Annotated in this window: 16 protein-coding genes and 2 pseudogenes; 8 read left to right on the top strand and 10 right to left on the bottom strand. The window is 64.0% G+C overall.

The window, feature by feature from the left end:
* Positions 1-109: 109 nt before the first annotated feature.
* The 3 genes and pseudogenes from nifJ to AB5Y48_RS06760 form a co-directional block, all read right to left on the bottom strand.
* Positions 110-3,691 carry a pyruvate:ferredoxin (flavodoxin) oxidoreductase gene (nifJ, locus tag AB5Y48_RS06750; protein ID WP_368164052.1) on the bottom strand — a complete coding sequence of 1,194 codons (3,582 nt, stop codon included), beginning with the start codon at positions 3,689-3,691 and terminating at the stop codon, positions 110-112.
* Positions 3,688-5,328: pseudogene (locus tag AB5Y48_RS06755) on the bottom strand (NAD(P)-binding protein); the annotation flags it as partial. The pseudogene AB5Y48_RS06755 and the gene nifJ, both read right to left, overlap by 4 nt.
* A 173-nt stretch (positions 5,329-5,501) precedes the next feature.
* The gene (locus AB5Y48_RS06760) at positions 5,502-6,263 is read right to left on the bottom strand and encodes a substrate-binding periplasmic protein (RefSeq protein ID WP_368164053.1); all 762 of its coding nucleotides are present in this window, start codon (positions 6,261-6,263) and stop codon (positions 5,502-5,504) included.
* 99 nt (positions 6,264-6,362) lie between these two features.
* Here AB5Y48_RS06760 and AB5Y48_RS06765 point away from each other — a divergent pair, with 99 nt between their 5' ends.
* Together AB5Y48_RS06765 and AB5Y48_RS06770 are read left to right on the top strand one after the other, a co-directional pair.
* Positions 6,363-8,168: an MOSC N-terminal beta barrel domain-containing protein gene (locus tag AB5Y48_RS06765; RefSeq protein ID WP_368164054.1), complete on the top strand. Its 1,806-nt coding sequence runs from the start codon at positions 6,363-6,365 to the stop codon at positions 8,166-8,168.
* 120 nt (positions 8,169-8,288) lie between these two features.
* Positions 8,289-10,004, top strand: a complete 1,716-nt coding sequence (locus AB5Y48_RS06770; RefSeq protein WP_050665081.1) for a methyl-accepting chemotaxis protein — start codon at positions 8,289-8,291, stop codon at positions 10,002-10,004.
* A 61-nt stretch (positions 10,005-10,065) separates the two neighbouring features.
* Here the strand turns inward: AB5Y48_RS06770 and htpX are convergent, their stop codons facing one another.
* The 5 genes from htpX to bioB all read right to left on the bottom strand — a co-directional run bounded on the left by htpX (position 10,066) and on the right by bioB (position 14,776).
* Positions 10,066-10,938, bottom strand: a complete 873-nt coding sequence (gene htpX / locus AB5Y48_RS06775; protein WP_050665080.1) for a protease HtpX — start codon at positions 10,936-10,938, stop codon at positions 10,066-10,068.
* A 104-nt stretch (positions 10,939-11,042) separates the two neighbouring features.
* A complete protein-coding gene (bioD, locus tag AB5Y48_RS06780) occupies positions 11,043-11,723 on the bottom strand; it encodes a dethiobiotin synthase (RefSeq protein WP_224162678.1) in 681 nt (226 codons plus the stop codon).
* A 49-nt stretch (positions 11,724-11,772) separates the two neighbouring features.
* The gene (gene bioC, locus AB5Y48_RS06785; protein ID WP_050665078.1) at positions 11,773-12,564 is read right to left on the bottom strand and encodes a malonyl-ACP O-methyltransferase BioC; all 792 of its coding nucleotides are present in this window, start codon (positions 12,562-12,564) and stop codon (positions 11,773-11,775) included.
* On the bottom strand, positions 12,561-13,715 hold the full coding sequence (locus AB5Y48_RS06790; RefSeq protein ID WP_368164055.1) for an aminotransferase class I/II-fold pyridoxal phosphate-dependent enzyme: 1,155 nt from the start codon (positions 13,713-13,715) through the stop codon (positions 12,561-12,563). The genes bioC and AB5Y48_RS06790 overlap by 4 nt, the downstream gene beginning before the upstream one ends.
* A complete protein-coding gene (bioB, locus tag AB5Y48_RS06795) occupies positions 13,712-14,776 on the bottom strand; it encodes a biotin synthase BioB (RefSeq protein WP_136613097.1) in 1,065 nt (354 codons plus the stop codon). The genes AB5Y48_RS06790 and bioB overlap by 4 nt, the downstream gene beginning before the upstream one ends.
* Positions 14,777-14,869: 93 nt before the next feature.
* On the opposite strand from bioB, the gene bioA reads away from it, so the two are divergent.
* Positions 14,870-16,162: an adenosylmethionine--8-amino-7-oxononanoate transaminase gene (gene bioA / locus AB5Y48_RS06800; RefSeq protein WP_368164056.1), complete on the top strand. Its 1,293-nt coding sequence runs from the start codon at positions 14,870-14,872 to the stop codon at positions 16,160-16,162.
* Between the two features lie 97 nt (positions 16,163-16,259).
* Positions 16,260-17,090 (top strand): HAMP domain-containing protein, encoded by an 831-nt coding sequence (locus AB5Y48_RS06805; protein WP_224162675.1) that lies wholly within the window; start codon positions 16,260-16,262, stop codon positions 17,088-17,090.
* Here AB5Y48_RS06805 and AB5Y48_RS06810 read toward each other — a convergent pair.
* Positions 17,040-17,387, bottom strand: a complete 348-nt coding sequence (locus AB5Y48_RS06810; RefSeq protein ID WP_050665073.1) for a hypothetical protein — start codon at positions 17,385-17,387, stop codon at positions 17,040-17,042. The two genes, AB5Y48_RS06805 and AB5Y48_RS06810, sit on opposite strands and share 51 nt — an antisense overlap.
* A 157-nt stretch (positions 17,388-17,544) precedes the next feature.
* Between AB5Y48_RS06810 and asnS the strand changes: the two genes are divergently transcribed.
* The 4 genes from asnS (at position 17,545) to AB5Y48_RS06830 (ending at position 21,829) form a co-directional block, all read left to right on the top strand.
* Positions 17,545-18,945 carry an asparagine--tRNA ligase gene (gene asnS / locus AB5Y48_RS06815; protein ID WP_050665072.1) on the top strand — a complete coding sequence of 467 codons (1,401 nt, stop codon included), beginning with the start codon at positions 17,545-17,547 and terminating at the stop codon, positions 18,943-18,945.
* Positions 18,946-19,190: 245 nt separating this feature from the next.
* Entirely contained in the window at positions 19,191-20,534 is a 1,344-nt protein-coding gene (locus tag AB5Y48_RS06820) for an anaerobic C4-dicarboxylate transporter (protein WP_050665071.1), read from the top strand.
* A 100-nt stretch (positions 20,535-20,634) separates the two neighbouring features.
* Positions 20,635-21,303 carry a hypothetical protein gene (locus AB5Y48_RS06825; RefSeq protein ID WP_368164057.1) on the top strand — a complete coding sequence of 223 codons (669 nt, stop codon included), beginning with the start codon at positions 20,635-20,637 and terminating at the stop codon, positions 21,301-21,303.
* A gap of 208 nt (positions 21,304-21,511) precedes the next feature.
* Positions 21,512-21,829, top strand: coding sequence for a hypothetical protein (locus tag AB5Y48_RS06830; RefSeq protein ID WP_050665070.1), 318 nt, complete (start codon positions 21,512-21,514; stop codon positions 21,827-21,829).
* A gap of 43 nt (positions 21,830-21,872) precedes the next feature.
* Here AB5Y48_RS06830 and AB5Y48_RS06835 read toward each other — a convergent pair.
* A pseudogene (locus AB5Y48_RS06835) lies at positions 21,873-22,028 on the bottom strand (IS4 family transposase); the annotation flags it as partial.

Consider the following 22,028-nt stretch of genomic DNA (forward strand, 5'->3'; position numbering starts at 1 on the left):
CGACCAAAACGACCCGGGCATGGCCCGGGTCGTTGTTTTCTGTGGCCTCCCTGATTACCACCTGCCTATGAAGAAGGGGCCTGACGGCCCCTTTACCCGGCCCCGACGATCACAACACGGGATGGAACCGTTCGGCCTCCCGGGTCGCCATCTCCTCGTAGATGGACCACTTCTGCAACGCCACCTGCTGGGCAATGGCCATCATCCGCTCGGCCTCCTCTGGGTGACTCTGGGCCAGCACCCGGTAGCGGGTCTCCTGCTCCCGATAGGTCTGCAAGGGAATGCCAGGGCGCAGGCTGTCGAGGCTGAAGGGATTGTGGCCCGCCTCACGCAGCACAGGGTTGTAGCGCATCAGGGGCCAGTGGCCCGAATCGACAGCCCGTTTCTGCTGGGTCAATCCCTGCTCCATGTCGATGCCGTGAGCGATACAGTGGCTGTAGGCGATGATGAGTGACGGCCCGGGATAGGCCTCTGCCTCCCTCAGGGCCTGCAGCGCCTGCTGGGGATGAGCCCCGAAGGCGATGCGCGCCACATAGACGTTGCCATAGGCAATCGCCTGCAGGGCCACGTCCTTCTTGGCGAGCGTCTTGCCACCCGCGGCAAACTTGGCGACCGCCCCCAGCGGCGTGGACTTGGACATCTGTCCGCCGGTGTTGGAGTAGACCTCGGTGTCCATCACCAGTACGTTGACGTCGCGCCCGGAGGCCAGCACATGGTCGAGCCCGGCCGAGCCGATGTCATAGGCCCAGCCATCCCCCCCCACTATCCAGACCGAGCGGCGCACCAGCTGGTCGAGCAGCGACAACAGGGTCAACCCGGCCTCGTCGGGATGCGGCCCAAGCCGCTCCCGCACCCGGGCAATGCGCTGGCGCTGGTCACGGATCTCCGACTCCAGGCGCTGGGGCGCGTCGAGAATGGCGGCCACCGCCGCCTCGCCCAGCGCCGGGGCCATGGCCTGCAGCGCCACTTCGGCCTGACTCCTGTGCTGATCGGCACTCAGACGCAATCCGAACCCGAACTCGGCGTTGTCCTCGAACAGGGAGTTGGACCAGGCCGGCCCCTTCCCCTCGCCGTTCTGGCTCCAGGGGGTGGTCGGCAGGTTGCCCCCATAGATGGAGGAGCAGCCGGTCGCGTTGGCCACCAGCATACGATCGCCAAAGAGCTGGGTAAGCAGACGCAGGTAGGGGGTCTCGCCGCAACCGGCACAGGCGCCGGAGAACTCGAACAGGGGCTCGAGGAACTGCACCCCGCGCACGGTGGAGAAATCCACCTTGTCCCGCGCCGGCCAGGGGAGCGATTCAAACCAGGCGAGCCCCTCCTTCTCGGCCTCGAGGTGCGCGCGCATCTCCTCCATCACGATGGCCCGCTCGCCCCCCTCGGTGCGCACCGGACACGCCTGGACACAGAGGCCACAGCCGGTGCAATCCTCCGGATAGACCTGCAGGGTGTAGCGGCTGTCGGGGAACCCCCGCGCCGTCACCGGTGCCGAGCGAACCGCATCGGGTGCATCGGCCAGCCACCTGGCGTGATAGAACTTGGCACGCAGGGCCGCATGGGGGCAGACGAAGGAGCAGTTGCCGCACTGGATGCAGAGATCGGAGCGCCAGATGGGGATCTCCCGGGCGATGGCCCGCTTCTCCACCCGGCTGGTGGCGGTGGGGTAAGTGCCATCACAGGGCAGCAGTGAGACGGGAATGCGATCTCCCTGGCCCGCCAGCATGGGTCCTGTCACCCGCTCGAGGAAGGTATGCACCTCCGACGTCACCCCGTGTGGCAAGGCGATGGGCAGGGGATAGGGGGACTCCCTCTCCTCCCCCTGTTCGGGCCAGGGGATGGGATAGAGCTCGGCCAGGGTCCCATCGACCGCCGCGAAGTTGCGCTCGACCACCGCCTCCCCCTTCTTGCCATAACTCTTGGCGATGCTCTTCTTGATCAGCGCAATGGCCTCCTCCCTGGGGAGCACGCCGGCGAGGGCGAAGAAGCAGGTCTGCATGATGGTGTTGATACGCTTGCCCATGCCGGTCTGCTCGCTGACCCGATCCGCATCGATGGCCCACAGGGCAATGCCCTTGTTGCGGATCCGGGCGCGCAGACGCGCCGGCAGTTGCTGCCAGAGCTGCTCCTTGGGCCAGGGGGCGTTGAGCAGCAGGGTGGCACCGGGGGCCGCGTGCTCGAGCAGATCGACGCTCTCGACGAAAGACCACTGATGGCAGGCGATAAAACTGGCCGCCTCGACAAGCCAGGGGGCGTCGATGGGATCGGGGCCAAAGCGCAGGTGGGAGACGGTGCGCGATCCCGACTTCTTGGAGTCGTAGACAAAATAGCCCTGGGCGTGCAGCTCGCCCCCCTCCCCGATGATCTTGATGCTGTTCTTGTTGGCCCCGACCGTGCCGTCGGCCCCGAGGCCATAGAAGAGCGCCTGCACCCGGTTGGCCGGCTCCAGATTGGGCAGGGTCGGCACCGTTAGACTCAGGCCGGTCACATCATCGAGGATGCCCACGGTAAAGCGCGGGCGCGGGGCGGGCTCGCGCAGTTCGTTGAAGATGGCCACCCCCATGGCCGGGGTGAACTCCTTGGAGGAGAGGCCATAACGCCCCCCCGAGAGCCAGGGCAGCGCCCCGATGAGTCCCCGCTGCAGGGCATCGATGAGCGCGCTCTGCACATCGAGCAGCAGCGGCTCGCCGCCGGCCCCCGCCTCCTTGGTGCGATCGAGCACGGCGATGCGCCGCACTGTCCCGGGCAGGGCCGCGATGAGGGCGGCGCTCGGGAAGGGCCGATAGAGACGCACCTGCAGCACCCCCGTCTTGCCCCCCCGGGCGTTGAGCCAGTCGCTGGCGACGCGGGCAGCCGCCACCCCCGAGCCCATCAGGATCACCACCTCGCTGGCATCCGGCGCCCCCCGATACTCCACCAGCCGGTAGGGTCGACCGGTGTGGCGGGCGAGCTCGTCCATCGCTTGCTGCACCCGGGCCGGTACCGCCTCGTAGAAGGGATTGACGCTCTCTCGCCCCTGGAAATAGGTGTCGGGGTTTTGCGCCGTGCCGCGCATCACCGGCCTGTCCGGGTTGAGGGAGCGCGCCCTGTGGCTGCGGATCCAGTCGTCATCGATCATGGCCCGAATGGTCGCCTTATCGATGGCCGCTATCTTGTTCACCTCGTGGGAGGTGCGAAAACCGTCGAAGAAGTGAATGAAGGGGACCCGGCACTGGAGAGTCGCCACGTGGGCGACCAGGGCGAGATCCTGGGCCTCCTGTACGCTGGCCGAGGCCAGCATGGCAAAGCCGGTGGTACGCGCCGCCATCACATCCTGATGGTCACCGAAGATGGAAAGCCCCTGCGCCGCCAGTGCGCGGGCCGCCACATGGAACACCGCCGGGGTGAGCTCACCCGCTATCTTGTACATGTTGGGCAGCATCAGCATCAGCCCCTGGCTGGCGGTGAAGGTGGTGGCGAGCGCCCCCCCCTGCAGGGCGCCATGCACCGAGCCGGCGGCCCCCCCCTCGCTCTGCATCTCCACCACGGTCGGTACATTGCCCCACAGGTTGGTCTGCCCCTCGTCGGCCCAGGCATCCGCCAGCTCCGCCATGGTGGAGCTGGGGGTGATGGGATAGATGGCGCAGATCTCGCTTAGCTGGTACGCAATCCGTGCGGCGGCTTCGTTGCCGTCCACCATGATCATCTGGTCGCTCATCTGGCCTCCTCCATCTCGATGGCATTGCACGGGCACTGATCGTGACAGGCGCTGCAACCGGTGCAGCGGGCCGGATCGACCCGGTAACCGAGGCCGGCCCCCAGCTTCTCGATCGCCTGCTCGGGGCAACTGCCGTAACAGCCATCGCACTCGAAGCAGTTGCCACACGAGTAGCATCGGCTCGCCTCATAACGGGCCTCGCCTTCCGAAAGCCCTCCCACTATCTCCCTAAAGTCCTGGCGTGCCGCAGCCGCCATCACGGGCTGATCGCTGGCCGGCGCCCGGGTCTGGAACCACAGGTGCAGCCCCTCGTGGCCGATGAGGGGGTGCGAGGGCGGTTTTTGGTAATGCTCCCCGCGCAGCCAGGCATCCATGTGGCGCGCCGCCTTCTTGCCATGGCCGGTGGCGATGGTGACGGTGCGCTGTGAGGGAACCATGTCTCCCCCTGCGAACAATCCGGGCACATCGGTCATCAGGTTCTCGCCCACCTGCACCACCCCCTCCTGGTTGACCCGAACACCCGGTATGGTCTCGAGCACGGTCAGGTCTACCTCCTGGCCGAGGGCCAGAATGAGGGAATCCGCCTCCAGGGTCTCGATGCGGCCGGTGGGGACAGGTCTGCCATCCCCGTTCAGGGTCATCTCTTCCACCTCGATACGGCTCTCGTCCATGTGGCGAATGGAGCGCAACCAGTTGATCTTGATCCCCTCCTCCTCGGCCTCATCGGCCTCGAAGGCGTGGGCCGGCATATGATCCCGATCGCGCCGATAGATGATCATCGCCTCCTCGGCCCCGAGGCGACGGGCGGTGCGCGCCGCATCCATCGCCGTGTTGCCCCCTCCGTAGATGGCAACCCGTCGACCCAGCTTGGGCGGTGGCAGACCTTGCTCGACGCAAAGGCTTGCCTGCTCGAGGAAGCTCACCGCATCGAGGATCCGACCCGCCTCCCGGGCCGGGATATCGACCCGCTTGGCCAGATGGGCACCGATAGCCATAAAGACCGCATCGAAGCCCCCCTCGTCACGCTCGCGCAGCACATCCTCCACCTTGTGGTTGAGGGTCAGCGTCACGCCGGCCTCCACCAGACGGGCCACCTCACCATCGAGCACCTCCCGGGGCAGGCGATAGGCGGGAATACCAAAGCGCAGCATGCCGCCGGCCAGGGGACCCGCCTCGCGGATCTCCACCCGGTGGCCGAGGCGATTGAGGTGCCAGGCGCAGGAGAGGCCAGAGGGACCTGCACCGACGACAAGCACCCGCTTGCCGCCGGTGCAAGAGAGGGGTGCCGGGCGCCACCCCAGGCGCAGCGCCTCATCCCCGAGGAAACGCTCGATGGCGTGGATGGAGACAGCCTCGTCGACGGCGGCGCGGTTACAGCCGCTCTCGCAGGGGTGATAACAGACCCGGCCATGGATGGCGGGAAAGGGGTTCTCTTCGACAAGCCGCTGCCAGGCCGCCTCGAAGTGGCCGGCCTGGGCAAGCGACAACCAGGCCTGGATGTTCTCTCCGGCCGGACAGGCGTGATTGCAGGGGGGCAGGGCCGGGCGCCAGACAGGCACCCGACTGCGCACCGGACCCGTCCCCGTCTTGCGGGAGAGATCCGGCGGCGATGTCATATCCAGTTGTCTGCTCATAACATTGCTTTCTGCTTGTGGGTGAACCGACCGCCCTGAGCCCTTGAAAACCGGTTTGCCGTGGCGGCCGGTGGCAGGCGGGGAAAAGCAAAAGCGTTAAAAACCGGAAACTCGGTACAGTGTGTAACAAACGTTTGTCGAGGATGGCCACCCAGATCAAAAAAAGGCCGATTTGTTCAAGGCTTGTCCATCGCATAACGACCGGAGCGGGAGTCCAGCACCATTTTGTCCAGCTCACCGCTCTCACGCAGGGCCTTTAGACCCAGGTTGAAACGGGCGATAAGCTCGGCGGCATCGGGCCGCTTGCGGCTGATGAGCAGATGCCCCTCGACCCTCATCACCGGCTTGCTGTGAGTGGTAAAGAGATCCACTGTGCTCGCCGGATAGAACTGGCGCAGGGAGTAAAAACCCACATCCAGATTCTCCAAAGTGAGGTCGGCTCGCCCCGAGAGGATGAGATCGAAGCTCTGACGCAGCCGGGTCACAAACTGAACGTTGAGGGGTACCGACTCGATCGCCTTGTAAAAGGCCTCGTTATAGGTGTAACCACTGATGGCCACCAGGGCGCGAGGGGCGAGATCCCGAAACTCCTGCCACTCGAGGGGAGCCGACTTGAGGTAGAACCAGACATACGTCTCGGCCAGGATGGGATCGCTGTAGAGGTGGGTCTCGCGCCGCTCGGCCGACTCATACCAGTGGGCGGTGCCATCGACCACCCCCTCCTCGGAGAGACGATAGGCCCGCTTCCAGGGATAAAAGTCGAAACGAACGGTCACTCCCACCCTGGCGAACGCGCTGGTGATGATATGGGGAATTAACCCTTGATGCTTGAGGCGTTCCGAGCAGTAAGGTGGATACTCGCCGGTAGTGAGCACCAGCGAGGTTTCGCCATGACAGACCCCGCTTAGCAGCAGTAAAAACAGCAATATCGCTCTCATGGCCACCTCCCTTTTCACCTCTACAAACATAGACCGCCGATGGAGTCGGGACCGAGAAGCCGGTATGCTCGGGGACTGATCCATACAAGGGAATCCACCATGTTCACCCTCAGCGCCCTCCACCTCTATCCCGTCAAGTCCTGCGCCCCCCTCTCCCCGAACCAGGCCCGGGTCACCGCAGAGGGACTGGCGGGTGATCGCCGCTACATGGTGGTGCGCCCCGACGGCAGCTTTATCACGGCCAGGACCCATCCCAGGCTGCAACTCATCCGGGCCCACCTCTGCGAGGGGGGTCTGCGACTCGAATATGGACAGGAGCCGCCGCTCTGTGTGCACGAAGCCGAGTTTGACCGCATCCCCTTTGCCACCCGAGTTTGGAGCGACGACTTCACCGCACTCACCACCACGGCCGGCGCCGATGCCTGGTTGAGTCGGGTGCTGGGCGAGCCGGCCCGATTGCTGTGGCTGGGGGTTACCTCCAATCGCTACCGGGAGAAAATCGGCACCCGGGTCAGCTTTGCCGATGGCTACCCCCTGCTGCTTATCTCGCAGGCTTCGCTCGAGGATCTCAACCTGCGCTCCGACGCCTTGCACACCATGAGTCAGTTCCGCACCAATCTGGTGGTCAGCGGCACGCTCCCGTTTGCCGAAGATGGCTGGGAGCGCATCCGCATCGGTGAGGTGGAATTTGCGCTGGCCAAACCCTGCAGCCGCTGCATCATGACCACGGTCGAGCCGGGCAGTGAACGCTTCAACGGGCTCAAGGAGCCGCTGGCGACCCTCTCCCGTTACCGTAAGGGGGAAGATGGGGAGGTCTACTTCGGCCAGAACCTCATTCCTCTCAACGAGGGAGTGATCGAGGTGGGCGCCCCCATAGAGGTGCTCGAGTATCGGCGCCCTGCCCACTACCCGAACGCGGCACCGGCTCGCCGCCGCCTGCGCTGTGTGGCGCGTGAATCCCTGGCCCGGGATCTCGAGACCTTCTGGCTGGAGGCCGACGACGCTCTGCCCCTGCCCGATTACCTGCCGGGCCAGCACCTGCCCATTGCCCTGGACATTGAAGGCCAACGCATCCTGCGTCGCTACACCCTGAGCTCCAGCCCCTCTCGTCCGGAGCGCCTCGCCATCAGCGTCAAGCGCATCGAGGAGGGGCACGCCTCCCCCTGGCTGCACAAGGAGCTGCAGGTAGGGCAGCCCCTGCTCGCCCACGCCCCCGAGGGTCAGTTCCAGCTGGGGGGACGGCGCAAACTGCTGCTGCTTTCGGCCGGCTCAGGAGTCACCCCCATGCTCTCCATGGCCCGCTTCCTCGCGGATCGGGGAGAGCTTGGGGACGTTCACTTCCTTCATCAGTGCCGCAGCGAGGCGGATATTCCGGCCCGCGAAGAGTTGCTCGCCCTGCGTCAGGCCGGCCTGCACCTCACCCTGCTGCTAAGCCAGCCCGACCCCCACTGGCAGGGGTTAAAAGGACATCTCACCCGTGACCACCTGGCCGCCATCCCCCACCTGAGCGAGCGGGATGTCTACCTGTGCGGCCCCAACGGCTTTATGCAGCTGGCGATGGGCTGGCTCGGCGAGCTTGGGGTACCGGCCGAGCGGTTGCACCACGAATCCTTTGGGGGAACCGTGCTGGCGGTGGCTCGGCCCCACAAGAGCGTGCGCATTCGTGTCGGCGAGCGGGTGTTTCTCGGCAATAACCAGGGCTCCTTGCTCGATCAGGCCGGCAAACAGGGGATTGAGATCCCCTGGTCATGCCGTGCGGGTCTGTGCGGCAGTTGCCGCTGCACCCTGCTGGAGGGGGAGGTAGAGCATCCGGCAGCGCCGGCGCTGGATGAAGCGGCCCGGGCCCGGGGCGAGATCCTCGCCTGCTGCGCCGTCCCTCTGAGCGATATCGTGGCACAGCCCTAACTCCAGATTTGCGATCGTTCCCACTTGAGCGCTATACCTAATGGTGTCGGCACGGCATCAGGGTGACCGACTCCCCCCTGCTCCCGTGGCAGGAATGCACACGTAGTTGGAACGCTCGTCATGGAACAGACAAAATCCACCTTTCAGGTCAACCTGCTGATCTCGGTTGTCCTGCTGTTGTTGTTAGCGCTCACCTTTATCGCCTACATCTGGTCCAGTGCCCGGATCCAGGAGGCCAGTGAGCAACGATACCACTCCTATCAGTTGGCCGATGAGCTGCGCCAGTCCTCAGACGATCTGACCCGACTGGCCAGAACCTACGTCATCACCAAGGATCCCGCCTATGAGCAGCAGTACATGCGCATCCTGGCCATCCGTAACGGTGAGGCCGCCAGGCCCCAGGACTATCACCGGATCTATTGGGATTTCGTCGCCGCCACCGGTCAGCCTCCCCGGCCCGACAGCGGTGAGCGACGCGGGCTCATCGATCTGATGAAGGATGCGGGCTTTACCAGCCAGGAGCTGGCCAAGCTGACCGAGGCCAAGAACAACTCCGACGGACTGGTCAACACCGAGGTGGCCGCCTTCAAGCTGGTGCAGCAGAGCGATGGGGACCCCGTGGCCAATCAGCAACAGGCCATCGCCATGATGCATGACAAGGCCTATCACCAGAACAAGGCCAAGATCATGGAGCCCATCGATCAGTTCTATGTGCTGCTCGACAACCGCACCCAGGAGGCGGTAGAGGGGGTGGCCAGCCTGTCCCGGCTCATCGGCTACCTCTTCATCCTGCTGGGTGTGGCCCTGATGTTCTTCCTCTGGCGCACCTATCGCTCCCTGCTAGAGCTGGTGGGTAGCCCGGTTCAGGTGCTACGCCGGGAGCTGGAGCACATGGCCCGTGGCGACTTCTCCCGCGCCATAGAGGTGCCCGCCAATGCTCGCTATAGCCTGATTGGCATGCTCGCCGAGATGCAAAAGACCCTGCGCGACATCATCGGCAAGGTCTCCCACTCGGCCCAATCCCTGATGCAGTCGGCCGACAATATCGCCATGACGGCAGAGCAGACCTCCCATTATGCGGCCTCCCAGCAGGGCAGTACCCAGACCATGGCGGCCGCCATTGAGCAGTTGGTGGTGAGCATTACCCATCTCTCGGATAATGCCAGCAACGCCGATCAGCTCAGCAAGGATGCGGCAACGGCACTGGATCAGGGCTCTGCCGTTATCAACCAGACCCTAGACAGCATAGAGAGCATCTCCAGCACAGTGACCGACGCGGCCACCAGCATCGCCGAACTCAACACCCATACCCAACAGATCTCGGAGATCATCGAGGTGATCCGCGGCATCGCCGAGCAGACCAATCTGCTCGCCCTTAATGCGGCCATCGAAGCGGCGCGGGCCGGTGATCAGGGACGCGGCTTTGCGGTCGTGGCCGACGAGGTGCGCAATCTCGCCAGCCGCTCGGCCGCCTCGACCCAGCAGATCACCGGCATGATTCAGAAGATTCAGGGAGGGACAGACAGCTCGATCCGCAACATGGAGGCGGCGGTCAATAACGTCTCTCGCGGGGTTTCCCTTGCCAACCAGACCGGTGAGGCCATCACCAGTATCAAGAGCAATGCGGCCAATCTGACGGGACTGATGGGTGAGATTAGCCACACCCTGCGCGAGCAGTCGGTGGCAGCCAATGAGGTGGCGTCGACGGTGGGCACCATCACCTCCCTCTCAGAGCAGTCGCGGGATGCGGCCAGAAACTCGGCCCAGGAGGCCGAGCGGCTGCAGCGCCTGTCCCGTGAGCTGGAGACGGAGATGACCCACTTCAGATTGAGATAACAGAGTCAAAAAAGAAGGGCCGAACAATCGGCCCTTTTCATTCTCTGGCGCTCGCCGGCAATCAGCCGCGCAGAGCCTGAATCCGCTGCTCGATGGGCGGGTGGCTCAAGAAGAGCTCGCTCATGGAGCGCTTGCCGTTGATACCAAAGGCCATCATGGTGCCCTCCATCTGGGACTCGGGACCCCGGGCCAGACGCTGCAGGGCGGCGATCATCTTGTCACGACCGGCCAGCTTGGCGGCACCGGCGTCGGCACGAAACTCACGCTGACGGCTGAACCACATGACGATGATGGAGGCGAGGATGCCAAACACCATCTCCAGCACGAACACGGTCGCCATATAGGCAAGGCCACCGGTGCTGCTGCTCTCTTCATCGTTGTTGTTGCTAAAGAAGTTGCTGATGACGCCGGCCACGATACGGGCGAAGAACATGACGAAGGTGTTCACCACCCCCTGGATCAGGGTCAGGGTCACCATGTCGCCGTTGGCTACGTGGCTCACCTCATGGGCCAGCACCGCCTCGGCCTCGTCGCGACTCATGGTATAGAGCAGACCCGAGGAGACGGCGACCAGGGAGGCATCACGGCTCGCGCCGGTGGCAAAGGCGTTCATCTCGGGGGAGTCGTAGATCCCCACTTCCGGCATCTGGATGCCGGCCTCACGGGCCTGGCGAGCCACGGTGCTGACCAGCCAGTGTTCCATCTCGTTGCGGGGTTGTTCGATCACCTGCACGCCGTAGCTGCGCTTGGCCATCCACTTGGACATAAACAGGGAGATGAAAGATCCCCCGAAGCCGAACACGGCACAGAATACCAGGAGCCCACTGATGCTGGACTTGTTGATGCCGAGTACGCTGAACAGGATATTGAGTACCACCCCCAGCACCAGCATCACGGCGAGGTTGGTGACCAGGAACAGTAGGATGCGCTTCATTCTTGACTCCTCATTGGGCTACGCCATTTCATCAAAGTGGCGCCATGACCACTTCATGGCGCCACTATCGCAAAATCCAATGAATGATTGCTGAATGTTAACAATCAGAGCAAGGGGGAAACATCGAGCAGCCCTGAAGTTTCATGTCGTTTGTGCTCGGGTAGCCAGGGCATCTCGCCGAGGAAGGGGGCCGGCAACAGACCCCGCAGGGTATCGAGATTCTGCCGGTAGTGGCTCATCTCGGGGGTGACGCGATTCATGACCCAACCCACCACAGGCAGCCCTTCGCGGCGAATGGCCTCGAAGGTGAGCAGGGCATGGTTGAGGCAACCCAGCCTGGCCCCCACCACCAGAATGACCGGCAGGTTCTGCTCGCGCACCCAGTCCGAGAGGAGGTGCTGGCGATCCAGGGGCAAATACCAGCCACCGGCGCCTTCGACCAGCACCACATCGGCCTCGCTCTGCTGCAACCGGTGCAGACCCGACGTGATCGTCTCCAGCGAGATGGGGCTGTGGCACTCCTCGGCGGCGATATGGGGGGCGATGGGAGGCTCGTAGGCGATGGGATTGATCGCCTCATAAGGCAGGTCCACATTGCCCGCCTCCTGCAGCAGCAGGGCGTCGAGATTGCGCAGTCCCTGCGGGGTGCGGGCGCAACCGGCCGAGATGGGCTTGTAGCCTGCCGCCTTGTAGTCGAGGGCTGCCAGCTCCCTGAGCAGGGCGCACGCCACCTGGGTCTTGCCCACATCGGTATCGGTACCTGTGATAAAGAATGTCTTGGCCATAACGACTCCTGGCTCTGGATCGACCCCGCGCCGATCGGAATTAGGATGATTATATGACGGGCGTCGCCACACAGAGCGCCACCTGATAGGTGAGCGGCAACCCCTGCGCCTCTCGCCTTGTCTCAAACGCCTGCGCCAGTCGCCTCAGGCGGGCTCGTCCACCCAAACCAGCAGCCCCCTGAGCGTCGTTGACCTGGCTGGCGCCGATCCCCTTGATATCGCGCAGCAGCGCCTCGACCCCCTGATAGTAGAGGCACCAGGGGCGCACCTCGAGCCGCTCGATGGCAAGCCCACCGGCCGAGATAGCGGCGTCGAGCGCCTCTTGCTCCAGGAAGCGATTGACGTGCGGGGCCTCGTCGAGGGCCTGGTAGGAAGCCTTCAACTCGGCCAGTGAGCCCGACAACAGGGTCGAGAAGCAGAGCCGACCGCCCGGAGCCAGCACCCGGCGCGCCTCGGCAAAGGCCTGCTCGGGATACTCGCACCACTGCAGGGCCAGACTGGAGAAGATGAGATCCTGTGAACCATCACCCAGGGGCAACGCCTCCGCATCGCCGCACACCAGCAGGGCACCGCTGTGGCGTTCGCCGGCCCGGGCCAGCATGCCGGGGGAGAGATCGAGGGCCGTGAGGGTGCGGCTGCGCGCCGCCAATGCGGGCAGAAAGTAGCCAGTGCCACAGCCCAAATCGAGCAGGCGATCCCTTCGCGCCGGCAGCCAGCCCAGCAGCGCCTCCCCCACCTCCCGCTGGAAGGCGGCGTGGGCATCATAATGGCGGGCCGCCGCCCCGAAGCGGCGGGCCAGCAGGGCCTTGTCGACCCGCTGAAACGGCTGCAACTCGCTCATGCCCCCTCCCGGCAGGCATTCAGCGCCGCCAGCAGGGCATCCACGTCCGCCTCGTTATGGGCGGCGCTTAAGGTGATACGAAGTCGCGCCGTGCCGGCCGGCACTGTGGGCGGGCGAATGGCGCTGACCCAGATGCCGCACGCGCGCAGCCGCGCCGCAAGCCCCAGGGCCGCCTCGCTCTCCCCCACCAGCAGCGGCTGGATCGGGGTGTGGCTCTGCCCCAGTTGCCACCCCTGGGCCTGGGCTCCCGAGCGAAAGCGCTCGATGAGGCGCGCCAGCCGTTCGCGGCGCCCCTCCCCGTCCCGCGCCTGGGCGATTGCGGCCGTGATGGCGTGGGCCTGGGCCGGCGGCATGTGGGTGCTGTAGACATAGGTGCGGGCGAAGTTGGCCAGGTACGCCACCAGCTCGCGGCTGCCGGCCACAAAGGCGCCGGCCACCCCGAGCGCCTTGCCGAAGGTCCCCATGTGGATGTGGACCCGGCCCGGCGCCATGCCGAGCGATGCCAGGGTACCGCGCCCCTCGGGCCCCAGCACGCCGAGGCCGTGGGCGTCGTCGATCATCAACCAGTTGTTCGTTTCGGCGGCGAGCTCGCACAAGGCCGGCCAGGCACCGAGATCCCCGTCCATGCTGAACACCCCTTCCGAGACGATGAGGCCACGGCCGGGTTCGAGTTGACGTGCCAGCGCCCCCATATCGTTGTGGGCAAAGCGCCGCATGGTGCAGGGGAGCTGGCTGCCCGCCTCCTGCAAGGAGGCGTGATTGAGCCGGTCTTGCCAGAGCAGATGCTCCTTGCCAAGCAGCGCCTTGAGCACCGCCTGATTGGCAGAAAACCCGCAGTTAAAGAGCAGCGCCGCCTCCACCCCGAGCCAGTCGCACAGGGTCTCCTCGAGACGCAGGTGCACCTCCTGGTAGCCGGTGACCAGGGGCGAGGCGCCGCTGCCGGCGCCAAAGCGGGCGACCCCGTCGGCAAATGCCTCGGCCAGCACCGGCTCCCGGGCCAACCCCAGGTAGTCGTTGCCGGCAAAATGAAGGTAGTCTCGCCCCGCAACGCGCAGCCGTGCCCCCTCAAGGCAGACCGCGCTGCGAGTGCGCAGCAAGGCCGCCTCGCGCCGCGCGGCCAGGGCGCCGGCGAGATCAAACGGGGCGTTCATCGGCGGGCCGTGGCGTCGTAGAAGAGATCGCCGCTCGCCGGCGCACTGGCGGCCTGACGCGCCAGGGTGGCGTTAAGCTCTTCTTCCTGCACCGCGTCGGGTTTTTGGGCGCACTGGGCGGGACGGATGCCGAGGCGCTTGAACAGCTGCATGTCACTGCTCTCGTCCGGGTTGGGGGTGGTGAGCAGCTTGCAACCATAAAAAATCGAATTGGCGCCGGCCATAAAGCAGAGGGCCTGCAGCTGATCGTTCATCTTTTCCCGGCCGGCGGAGAGGCGCACGTGGGAGCGCGGCATCATGATGCGCGCCACGGCGATGGTGCGCACGAACTCGAACGGATCGAGGTTCGCCTCGTCTTCGAGCGGCGTCCCCTTCACCTTGACCAACATGTTAATCGGCACGCTCTCCGGGTGGCGCGGCAGGTTGGCCAGGGCCATCAAGAGGCCGGCCCGGTCGCTTGGCTGCTCACCCATGCCGACGATGCCGCCACTGCACACCTTCATGCCGGCGCCGCGCACGTGCTCCAGGGTATCGAGCCGGTCCTGGTAGGTGCGGGTGGTGATGATGTCACCGTAGAACTCGGGCGAGGTGTCGAGGTTGTGGTTGTAGTAGTCGAGCCCCGCCTCGGCGAGCCGGCCAGCCTGATCGGCGGTGAGCATGCCGAGGGTCATGCAGGTCTCCATCCCCATGGCGCGCACTCCCTCGATCATCTGGATGAGGTAGGGCATGTCGCGCTCCTTGGGGTTACGCCAGGCGGCGCCCATGCAAAACCGCGACGAGCCGTTCTCTCGCGCCTCGCGGGCCCGCTCCAGCACCTTCTCCACCTCCATCAGTCGCTCCGCCTCGAGGCCGGTCTGGTAGCGGGCGCTCTGGGGGCAGTACTTGCAATCTTCCGGACAGGCACCGGTCTTGATGGAGAGCAGGGTGCTCACCTGCACTTCGTTGGGGTCGAAGTGAGCGCGGTGCACACTCTGGGCGCGGAACAGGAGATCGTTGAACGGGAGGGCGAAGAGGGCCTGGACCTCGGTCAAGGTCCAGTCGTGGCGCGGTTCGATGCTCATGGAGTGCTTCTCGTTGTGGGGCTCTCGGGCCGTTAATGGTTGGCCAGTGTAGGGATTGCCGGTATCCTGTCAACACCAACCAGTTGAGCAACATTGACATCGGATTATTTTGTGAGCGAATTTGATTTGCGCCACATCTGGCACCCCTACACCTCCCTCACCCGCCCCCTCCCCTGCTACGAAGTGACCGAAGCAAGCGGCGTACACCTCACCCTGGCCGACGGTCGCCAACTGGTGGATGGCATGAGCTCCTGGTGGGCCTGTATCCACGGCTACCGGGTCCCCGAGCTCGACGCCGCCGCCACCGAGCAGCTCGGGCGCATGTCCCACGTCATGTTTGGCGGCATTACCCACCAGCCAGCCATTCGTCTGTGCCAGAAGCTGGTGGAGATAGCCCCCAAGGGGCTGGATCGGGTGTTCCTCGCCGATTCGGGCTCGGTCGCGGTGGAGGTGGCGCTCAAGATGGCCCAGCAGTACTGGCACGCCAAGGGGACGCCCAGAACCAAGTTTGTCTCCCTGCGCCGTGGCTATCACGGGGACACCTTCGGCGCCATGAGCGTGTGCGATCCGGACGGTGGCATGCACGAGCTCTACAAGGGCTTCTTGCCCGAGCACTACTTCGTCGAGGCACCGAGCTGCCGCTTCCACGACGAGTGGGACGAGCAGTGCGTGGTGGAGCTGGCGACCCTGATGGCGGATCACCATGAGGAAATCGCCGCCATCGTGCTCGAGCCCATAGTGCAAGGAGCCGGCGGCATGCGCTTCTACCACCCCCGCTACCTGCAGTGGGTGCGCGCCCTGTGCGACGAATTCGGGGTACTGCTGATTGCCGACGAGATCGCCACCGGCTTTGGCCGCATCGGCCAGCTGTTTGCCTGCGACTGGGCCGGCATCCGCCCGGACATCATGTGCCTTGGCAAGGCCATCACCGGGGGCTACCTCACCCTGTCGGCGACCCTCACCACAGAGCAGGTCGCCACGACGGTCTGCGAGGGCAAGGCGGGGGTCTTTATGCACGGGCCCACCTTCATGGGTAACCCGCTCGCCTGCGCGGTGGCCTGCGCCTCCATCGAGCTGTTGCTGGACTCTCCCTGGCAGGCGCGGGTCAAGGGCATCGAGGCCCAACTACGGGAGGAGCTGCTGCCCCTCAAGACCCACGCGGCGGTGGCCGATGTGAGGGTGCTCGGGGCCATCGGGGTGGTGGAGCTGACCAGACCGGTCGATGTGGCCGCTATCCAGCGCCGCTTCGTCGAACTTGGGGCCTGGATCCGCCCGTTTGGCAAGCTGGTCTACCTGATGCCACCCTTTGTCATCACGGCACAGGAGCTGTCGGTGTTGACCGGCGCCATCGCCACCGTGCTTGAGGAGGGAGGTTATACCGTTTGACTCCCGATTTTCTTGCGACTTTGTGAGCAACACACCAGACCGGGTCCCTGAAGAGGCGTAGACTGGAGCGGTTTTACCCAACGAACCCTCCATCGTCATGCGCCTCTCTATTGCCGCCAAGCTCAACTTCTTCCTGCTCTTCATCTTCTCCATGGTGCTGGTCTTCTCTGCCGCCTATCAGGCCGTGCGCGAGCGGGGTCTGATCCTCGATCTCGTCAAGGAGCAGAGTCAGGAGCAGACCGAAGCCTATTTTGACAGCCTCAATCTCTTGATGCTGACCGGCAAGATGAGCGCGCGGGATACCTTAAGAGAGAAATTCCTCAAGCACAGTCACGTGGAGGAGGCCAGAGTCATTCGCGCAGAGGCAGTCAACATCCAGTTTGGCGCGGGGCGAGCCCAGGAGCAGGCCCGCGACGACGTTGACCGGCAAGCCCTGGCGGGCCAAGCCACGTTGGAGGTCGTGCAGGAGGGGATCCACAGCCGCCTGGTGGCCACCCTGCCCCTGCGCGCCAGCAAGGAGTACAGGGGCACCGACTGCACCGCCTGCCATCAGGTACCGGAAGGCACCGTACTCGGTGCCGTGCGCATCGACTACTCCCTCGATCCCCTGTTTGCCCAGGTAGAGCGCAGCATCCTCGGCTCGACCCTGATCCTCACCGCCATCTTCAGCCTGGGGCTGCTGCTCACTCTCTGGGTATTGCGCACCTGGGTCGTCAACCCCCTGGCCCAGCTCACCCGAGCCATGGAGGAGGCGACCGATCGCCACGACTTCGGTCATCGTCTCGACTATGAGGATACCGATGAGATTGGGCGGGTCGCGGTGGCCTATAACCAGATGCTCGACAGCGTAGAGCAACAGTTGGCACTGCAGCAGGCATCAACCCAGGTAATAGGCACCGAGTCCCCCCAACAGCACCATCATCAGTAACCAGAGCTGGGTCTGGCGGCTATCTTCCAGCCGCCGGTTACGCCGCCATCCGATGACCAGGGTGGTCAAGGTCAGCAGGCAGTTAAACCAGAGGGCCCCGAGCAGCCAGAGGGTCAGCTCGGGCAGCCATTCACGCCGGATCTCGATGCCACCGTAGCGCAGGAAGCCCACATCCATCTCCGGCCTGGCCAGATGAAAGAGTGCCAGCGCCACCAACAGCAGGCCCCAACAGATCAGAGTCAGCCCCTGGGTGAGACGCACCCAGAGATCCGGTCCTCGACGACGATCCCTCTCCATTTCAATACCACTCCCGGGTAGCGCCTATACCCATATTTTTGCTTGTTTATCAATCCGGCGCGGGTAAGATTATGCCTTCGGCTGGCGCCCGGCGCCCAGCCCGTCAGAACTTTGCACAATAAAGCGTTGCAAGAACAAGCTGGAGACAATATTTCAAATGACGCACGCATCCGTAGTTGATGTGCTGACCGGCAAGTATGCGGTTGGCACCACCCTGACCGTCAAGGGGTGGATCCGGACCCGCCGTGATTCCAAGGCGGGGATCTCGTTTTTGGCCATTACCGATGGCTCCTGTTTCCATCCGGTGCAGGCCGTCGTCCCCAATTCCCTGGCCAATTACGAGAATGAAGTGCTGCGTCTGACCACCGCCTGCTCCGTCGAAGTGACCGGCACCGTGGTCGAGTCCCAGGGCAGCGGCCAGGCCTTCGAGCTGCAGGCCTCCGAGGTCAAGGTGGTCGGCTGGGTCGAGGACCCGGACACCTATCCCATGTCCGCCAAACGCCACAGCATCGAGTACCTGCGCGAGCAGGGTCACCTGCGCGCTCGTACCAACATCGTCGGCGCCGTGACCCGGGTGCGTAACTGCCTCTCCCAGGCCATTCACCGCTTCTTCCACGAACAGGGCTACCTCTGGATCGCGGCACCGCTCATCACCGCCTCCGATACCGAAGGCGCCGGCGAGATGTTCCGTGTCTCCACCCTGGACATGGAAAACCTGCCGCGCACCCCGGAAGGCAAGGTCGACTACGACAAGGACTTCTTCGGCAAGGAGACCTTCCTGACCGTGTCCGGCCAGCTCAACGTCGAGACCTATGCCTGCGCCCTCTCCAAGGTCTACACCTTCGGGCCCACCTTCCGCGCCGAAAACTCCAACACCAGCCGTCACCTGGCGGAGTTCTGGATGGTCGAGCCGGAAGTGGCCTTCGCCGATCTGAACGATAACGCCGCCCTGGCCGAAGCCATGCTGAAGTATGTCTTCAACGCCGTGCTGCGTGAGCGCCGCGACGATCTGGAGTTCTTCACCCAGCACGTGGACAAGGATGCCATCGGCCGTCTCGAGCGTTTCGTCGCCTCTGACTTCGCCCAGGTGGACTACACCGACGCCATCACCATCCTGGAGAACTGTGGCAAGAGCTTCGAGTTCCCGGTCTCCTGGGGTATCGATCTCTCCTCCGAGCATGAGCGTTACCTGGCCGAAGAGCACTTCAAGGCACCTGTGGTGGTGAAAAACTACCCGAAGGACATCAAGGCCTTCTACATGCGCCTCAACGACGACGGCAAAACCGTTGCCGCCATGGACGTGCTGGCCCCGGGGATCGGCGAGATTATCGGTGGCTCCCAGCGTGAGGAGCGTCTCGAGGTGCTGGATCAGCGCCTGGCCGAGATGGGCCTGAACAAGGAAGACTACTGGTGGTACCGCGACCTGCGTCGCTACGGCACCGTGCCCCACTCCGGTTTCGGCCTGGGCTTCGAGCGCCTGGTGGTCTATGTGACCGGCATGGGCAACGTGCGCGACGTGATCCCCTTCCCGCGCACCCCCCGCACCGCCGAGTTCTAATCGAACCCGATTCACGAGCCGCCCTCTTGGGCGGCTTTTTTATGCGCCGGGCCCGGCAAATAACAAAATACCTATTAGCCGCTTTTTTGTGGTTTTTAAGTTCTTATTGAAGCGGCTCAACTTTTCCTGGTGGCGCTGCCGGGATAATGAAAACTAACCCTTAAGGGCTAATAATAACATTGACGAGGGGAGCGTGTTTTTCCACCAGGAAAACACCTACACAACGCAACTGGAGGATACAGGATATGATCCTGATGGAATTTCTCGTGGTGCTGGGCTGCTTGCTGCTCGGTACCCGATTTGGGGGAATGGGGCTAGGTCTCATCAGCGGCATCGGCCTGTTCATTCTGAGCTTCGTGTTCGGCCTCACCCCGGGTGAGCCACCGGTACAGGTCATGCTCACCATCCTCGCCGTGATCGGCTGCGCCGCAACGCTGCAGACCGCCGGTGGTCTCAATCTCATGATGCAGATCGCCGAGCGCCTGCTGCGCCGCCATCCCCAGTACATCACCATACTGGCGCCGCTCACCACCTGGACGCTGACCTTCCTGTGCGGCACCGGCCACGTGGTCTACACCATGTTCCCCATCATCGCCGACATAGCGCTGCAGAAGAACATTCGCCCCGAGCGCCCCATGGCGGTCGCCTCGGTCGCCTCCCAGATGGCCATCTGCGCCTCCCCGGTCTCGGTGGCCGTGGTCTCTCTGGTCTCCATCCTGGGCGCCAAGGCCGGTATCGGCCATGCCTACAGCCTGCTCGAGATCCTGATGGTCTCGGTACCGGCCTCCCTGTGTGGCGTGCTGACCGCCGCCCTGTGGAGCCTGCGTCGCGGCAAGGATCTCGACAAAGATGAAGAGTTCCAGGCCAAGCTGCAGGATCCCCATCAGCGCGAGTTTATCTATGGTGGCAGCGAGACGCTGCTGGACAAGAAGTTCCCGAAAGAAGCCTATCGCTCCACCTGGATCTTCTTTGCCGCCATTGCCGCCGTGGTCGTGCTGGGTGCCGATGCCTCCTTGCGCCCGGTGTTCGAGATGGGTGGCAAGACCGGCCCCCTCTCCATGAACCTGGTGATCCAGATGATGATGCTGATCGCCGGCGCCGTGATCCTGATGAGCTGCAAGGTCAAGGCCTCCGAGATCTCCAACGGCCCCGTCTTCAAGGCCGGCATGGTTGCCATCTTCTCCGTCTTCGGCGTCGCCTGGATGAGCGAGACCTTCTTCCACAGCCATATGCCGCTGCTCAAGGAGAACCTGGCCCACGTGGTGCAGGCCCAGCCCTGGACCTACGCCCTGGTGCTGTTCCTCATCTCCAAGCTGGTAAACAGCCAGGCCGCGGCACTGACCGCCATCGCCCCCATGGGGCTGGCGCTGGGGGTCGATCCCAAGCTGCTGATCGCCTTCCTGCCGGCCAGCTATGGCTACTTCATCCTGCCGACCTACCCGAGCGATCTGGCCTGTATCGGCTTCGACCGCTCCGGCACCACCCGCATCGGCAAGTACATATTGAACCACAGCTTTATCATCCCGGGTCTCATCGGGGTGAGTGTGGCCAGTACCGTCGGCTACCTGCTGACCAGCGTACTCCTCTAAGCCACAGCCTCTGCTCAACGCCCCCATCACGGGGGCGTTTTACTTTGTGCTCGACACCCGGGCTATCCCCGCGCATCATGGCCTTTTTGAGCCGTTTCCCATGTCCCGTGCCATCATGCTCTGGACCGGTGGCAAGGACTCCATGCTCGCCCTCACAGAGGCGCGTCTGCAAGGGGTCGCTGTCGCCGCTCTGGTCACCTTTACTCCCCCTTCCCCCCATTTTCTGGCTCATCCACTGCCACTGATCCATGCCCAGGCCGACGCCCTCGCACTCCCGCTGTATCGGATGACCATCACGGCCCCCTATGCCACCAGCTACGAGCGCACCCTGGCAGAGCTGCGAGAACGACTGGGGATCGACTGCGTCATCACAGGGGATATAGCGCCGGTGGGCGCCCCCAACTGGATCGTCGAGCGCTGCCACTCGCTTGGACTCAGCCCTCTGCTTCCCCTCTGGGAGAGGCCCAGGAAGGCGCTGCTGGAGCGCCTCCTCTCGCTTCGTATCGAGTGCCTCTTCTCCTGCGTGAATACTCGCAACCTCCCTGCTAACTGGGTAGGGCGCCGACTCGATGCGCAGGCCCTGCTCGATCTGGAGCAACTCGCAGCAAGAGGCAAACTGGATCTCTGTGGTGAGCAGGGGGAGTACCACACCATGACCCTCAATGGCCCTGGCTTTCGTCTCCCCCTGCGGGTGGAGCCCGGCACCATCGCCCGCCAGGGAGAGCTGGCCTATCTGCACGCCCCCAGGCTCATACTGCCGGCAGCATAAAGGAGGCCTCCTCTGTCACTTCACAGAGCAAGCACTGGCCATCAGTGACATAAACGGAATAAAATAAAGACAAGCTCGGATCAGACCAGCAATAACCGCCAGATACACCGGATAATGGGCTCCTGTTTGCGCCAGATCATGGCCGCCAACCCCTCTGGCGCCCACTATGCGGACCGAGATCCCGCGAACTGTCGCATCGGAGAAAACTATGACCAGTCAATCCACTCAAGCGCATGGCGTGTGCGATGCCACCCTTTGGGCCATTCTGACCGAATTGGCCCGGGAGCGGACCACCATTCGCTACTCCAAGCTGGCCAAACTGGCCGGGCTTGAAAACTGTCAGGACGAGCTAAGAACCCTGCTGCAACGGATCCGCATGCACTGCACCGAGCATCAGCTGCCCATCCTCTCTGCTCTGGTCGTGGACGATGTGGGCAAATATCAGGGGCTCACCTCGGCCCAGCCCGATGCGCCCTGGGAGCGGGCCCGTATCTTCGATCACCCCTGGCCGACCCGACCCCGGTGATCCCCCAATAAAAAAACCACCTCAAGCGAGTAATGCCAGTCAGTTAAGACTGACTGGCATTGTTTTTATTGGATTTTTTTACGCTGTACTTCTGTGGTCTTGGCTTCACGCAGCGGGGGTAACTTCGCTCCATCCTATCGGGTAACACAAACTGCCCCGCTTGTTTCTCCAACTCCGCCACCCGCTTAGGGATATTCCC

This window comes from Aeromonas sp. R6-2 (genome assembly GCF_040908155.1).
In the GTDB taxonomy this organism is placed as follows: Bacteria; Pseudomonadota; Gammaproteobacteria; order Enterobacterales; family Aeromonadaceae; genus Aeromonas; species Aeromonas schubertii.

Bases quoted from the DNA above. Each gene is read 5' to 3' on its own strand.
- AB5Y48_RS06770 (WP_050665081.1), top strand. From the start codon at position 8,289: ATGGAACAGACAAAATCCACCTTTCAGGTCAACCTGCTGATCTCGGTT.
- AB5Y48_RS06825 (WP_368164057.1), top strand. From the start codon at position 20,635: ATGTCCCGTGCCATCATGCTCTGGACCGGTGGCAAGGACTCCATGCTC.
- AB5Y48_RS06805 (WP_224162675.1), top strand. From the start codon at position 16,260: ATGCGCCTCTCTATTGCCGCCAAGCTCAACTTCTTCCTGCTCTTCATC.
- bioD (WP_224162678.1), bottom strand. From the start codon at position 11,723: ATGGCCAAGACATTCTTTATCACAGGTACCGATACCGATGTGGGCAAG.
- AB5Y48_RS06820 (WP_050665071.1), top strand. From the start codon at position 19,191: ATGATCCTGATGGAATTTCTCGTGGTGCTGGGCTGCTTGCTGCTCGGT.
- bioB (WP_136613097.1), bottom strand. From the start codon at position 14,776: ATGAGCATCGAACCGCGCCACGACTGGACCTTGACCGAGGTCCAGGCC.
- bioC (WP_050665078.1), bottom strand. From the start codon at position 12,564: ATGAGCGAGTTGCAGCCGTTTCAGCGGGTCGACAAGGCCCTGCTGGCC.
- asnS (WP_050665072.1), top strand. From the start codon at position 17,545: ATGACGCACGCATCCGTAGTTGATGTGCTGACCGGCAAGTATGCGGTT.
- AB5Y48_RS06790 (WP_368164055.1), bottom strand. From the start codon at position 13,715: ATGAACGCCCCGTTTGATCTCGCCGGCGCCCTGGCCGCGCGGCGCGAG.
- AB5Y48_RS06765 (WP_368164054.1), top strand. From the start codon at position 6,363: ATGTTCACCCTCAGCGCCCTCCACCTCTATCCCGTCAAGTCCTGCGCC.
- AB5Y48_RS06830 (WP_050665070.1), top strand. From the start codon at position 21,512: ATGACCAGTCAATCCACTCAAGCGCATGGCGTGTGCGATGCCACCCTT.
- htpX (WP_050665080.1), bottom strand. From the start codon at position 10,938: ATGAAGCGCATCCTACTGTTCCTGGTCACCAACCTCGCCGTGATGCTG.
- nifJ (WP_368164052.1), bottom strand. From the start codon at position 3,691: ATGAGCGACCAGATGATCATGGTGGACGGCAACGAAGCCGCCGCACGG.
- AB5Y48_RS06810 (WP_050665073.1), bottom strand. From the start codon at position 17,387: ATGGAGAGGGATCGTCGTCGAGGACCGGATCTCTGGGTGCGTCTCACC.
- AB5Y48_RS06760 (WP_368164053.1), bottom strand. From the start codon at position 6,263: ATGAGAGCGATATTGCTGTTTTTACTGCTGCTAAGCGGGGTCTGTCAT.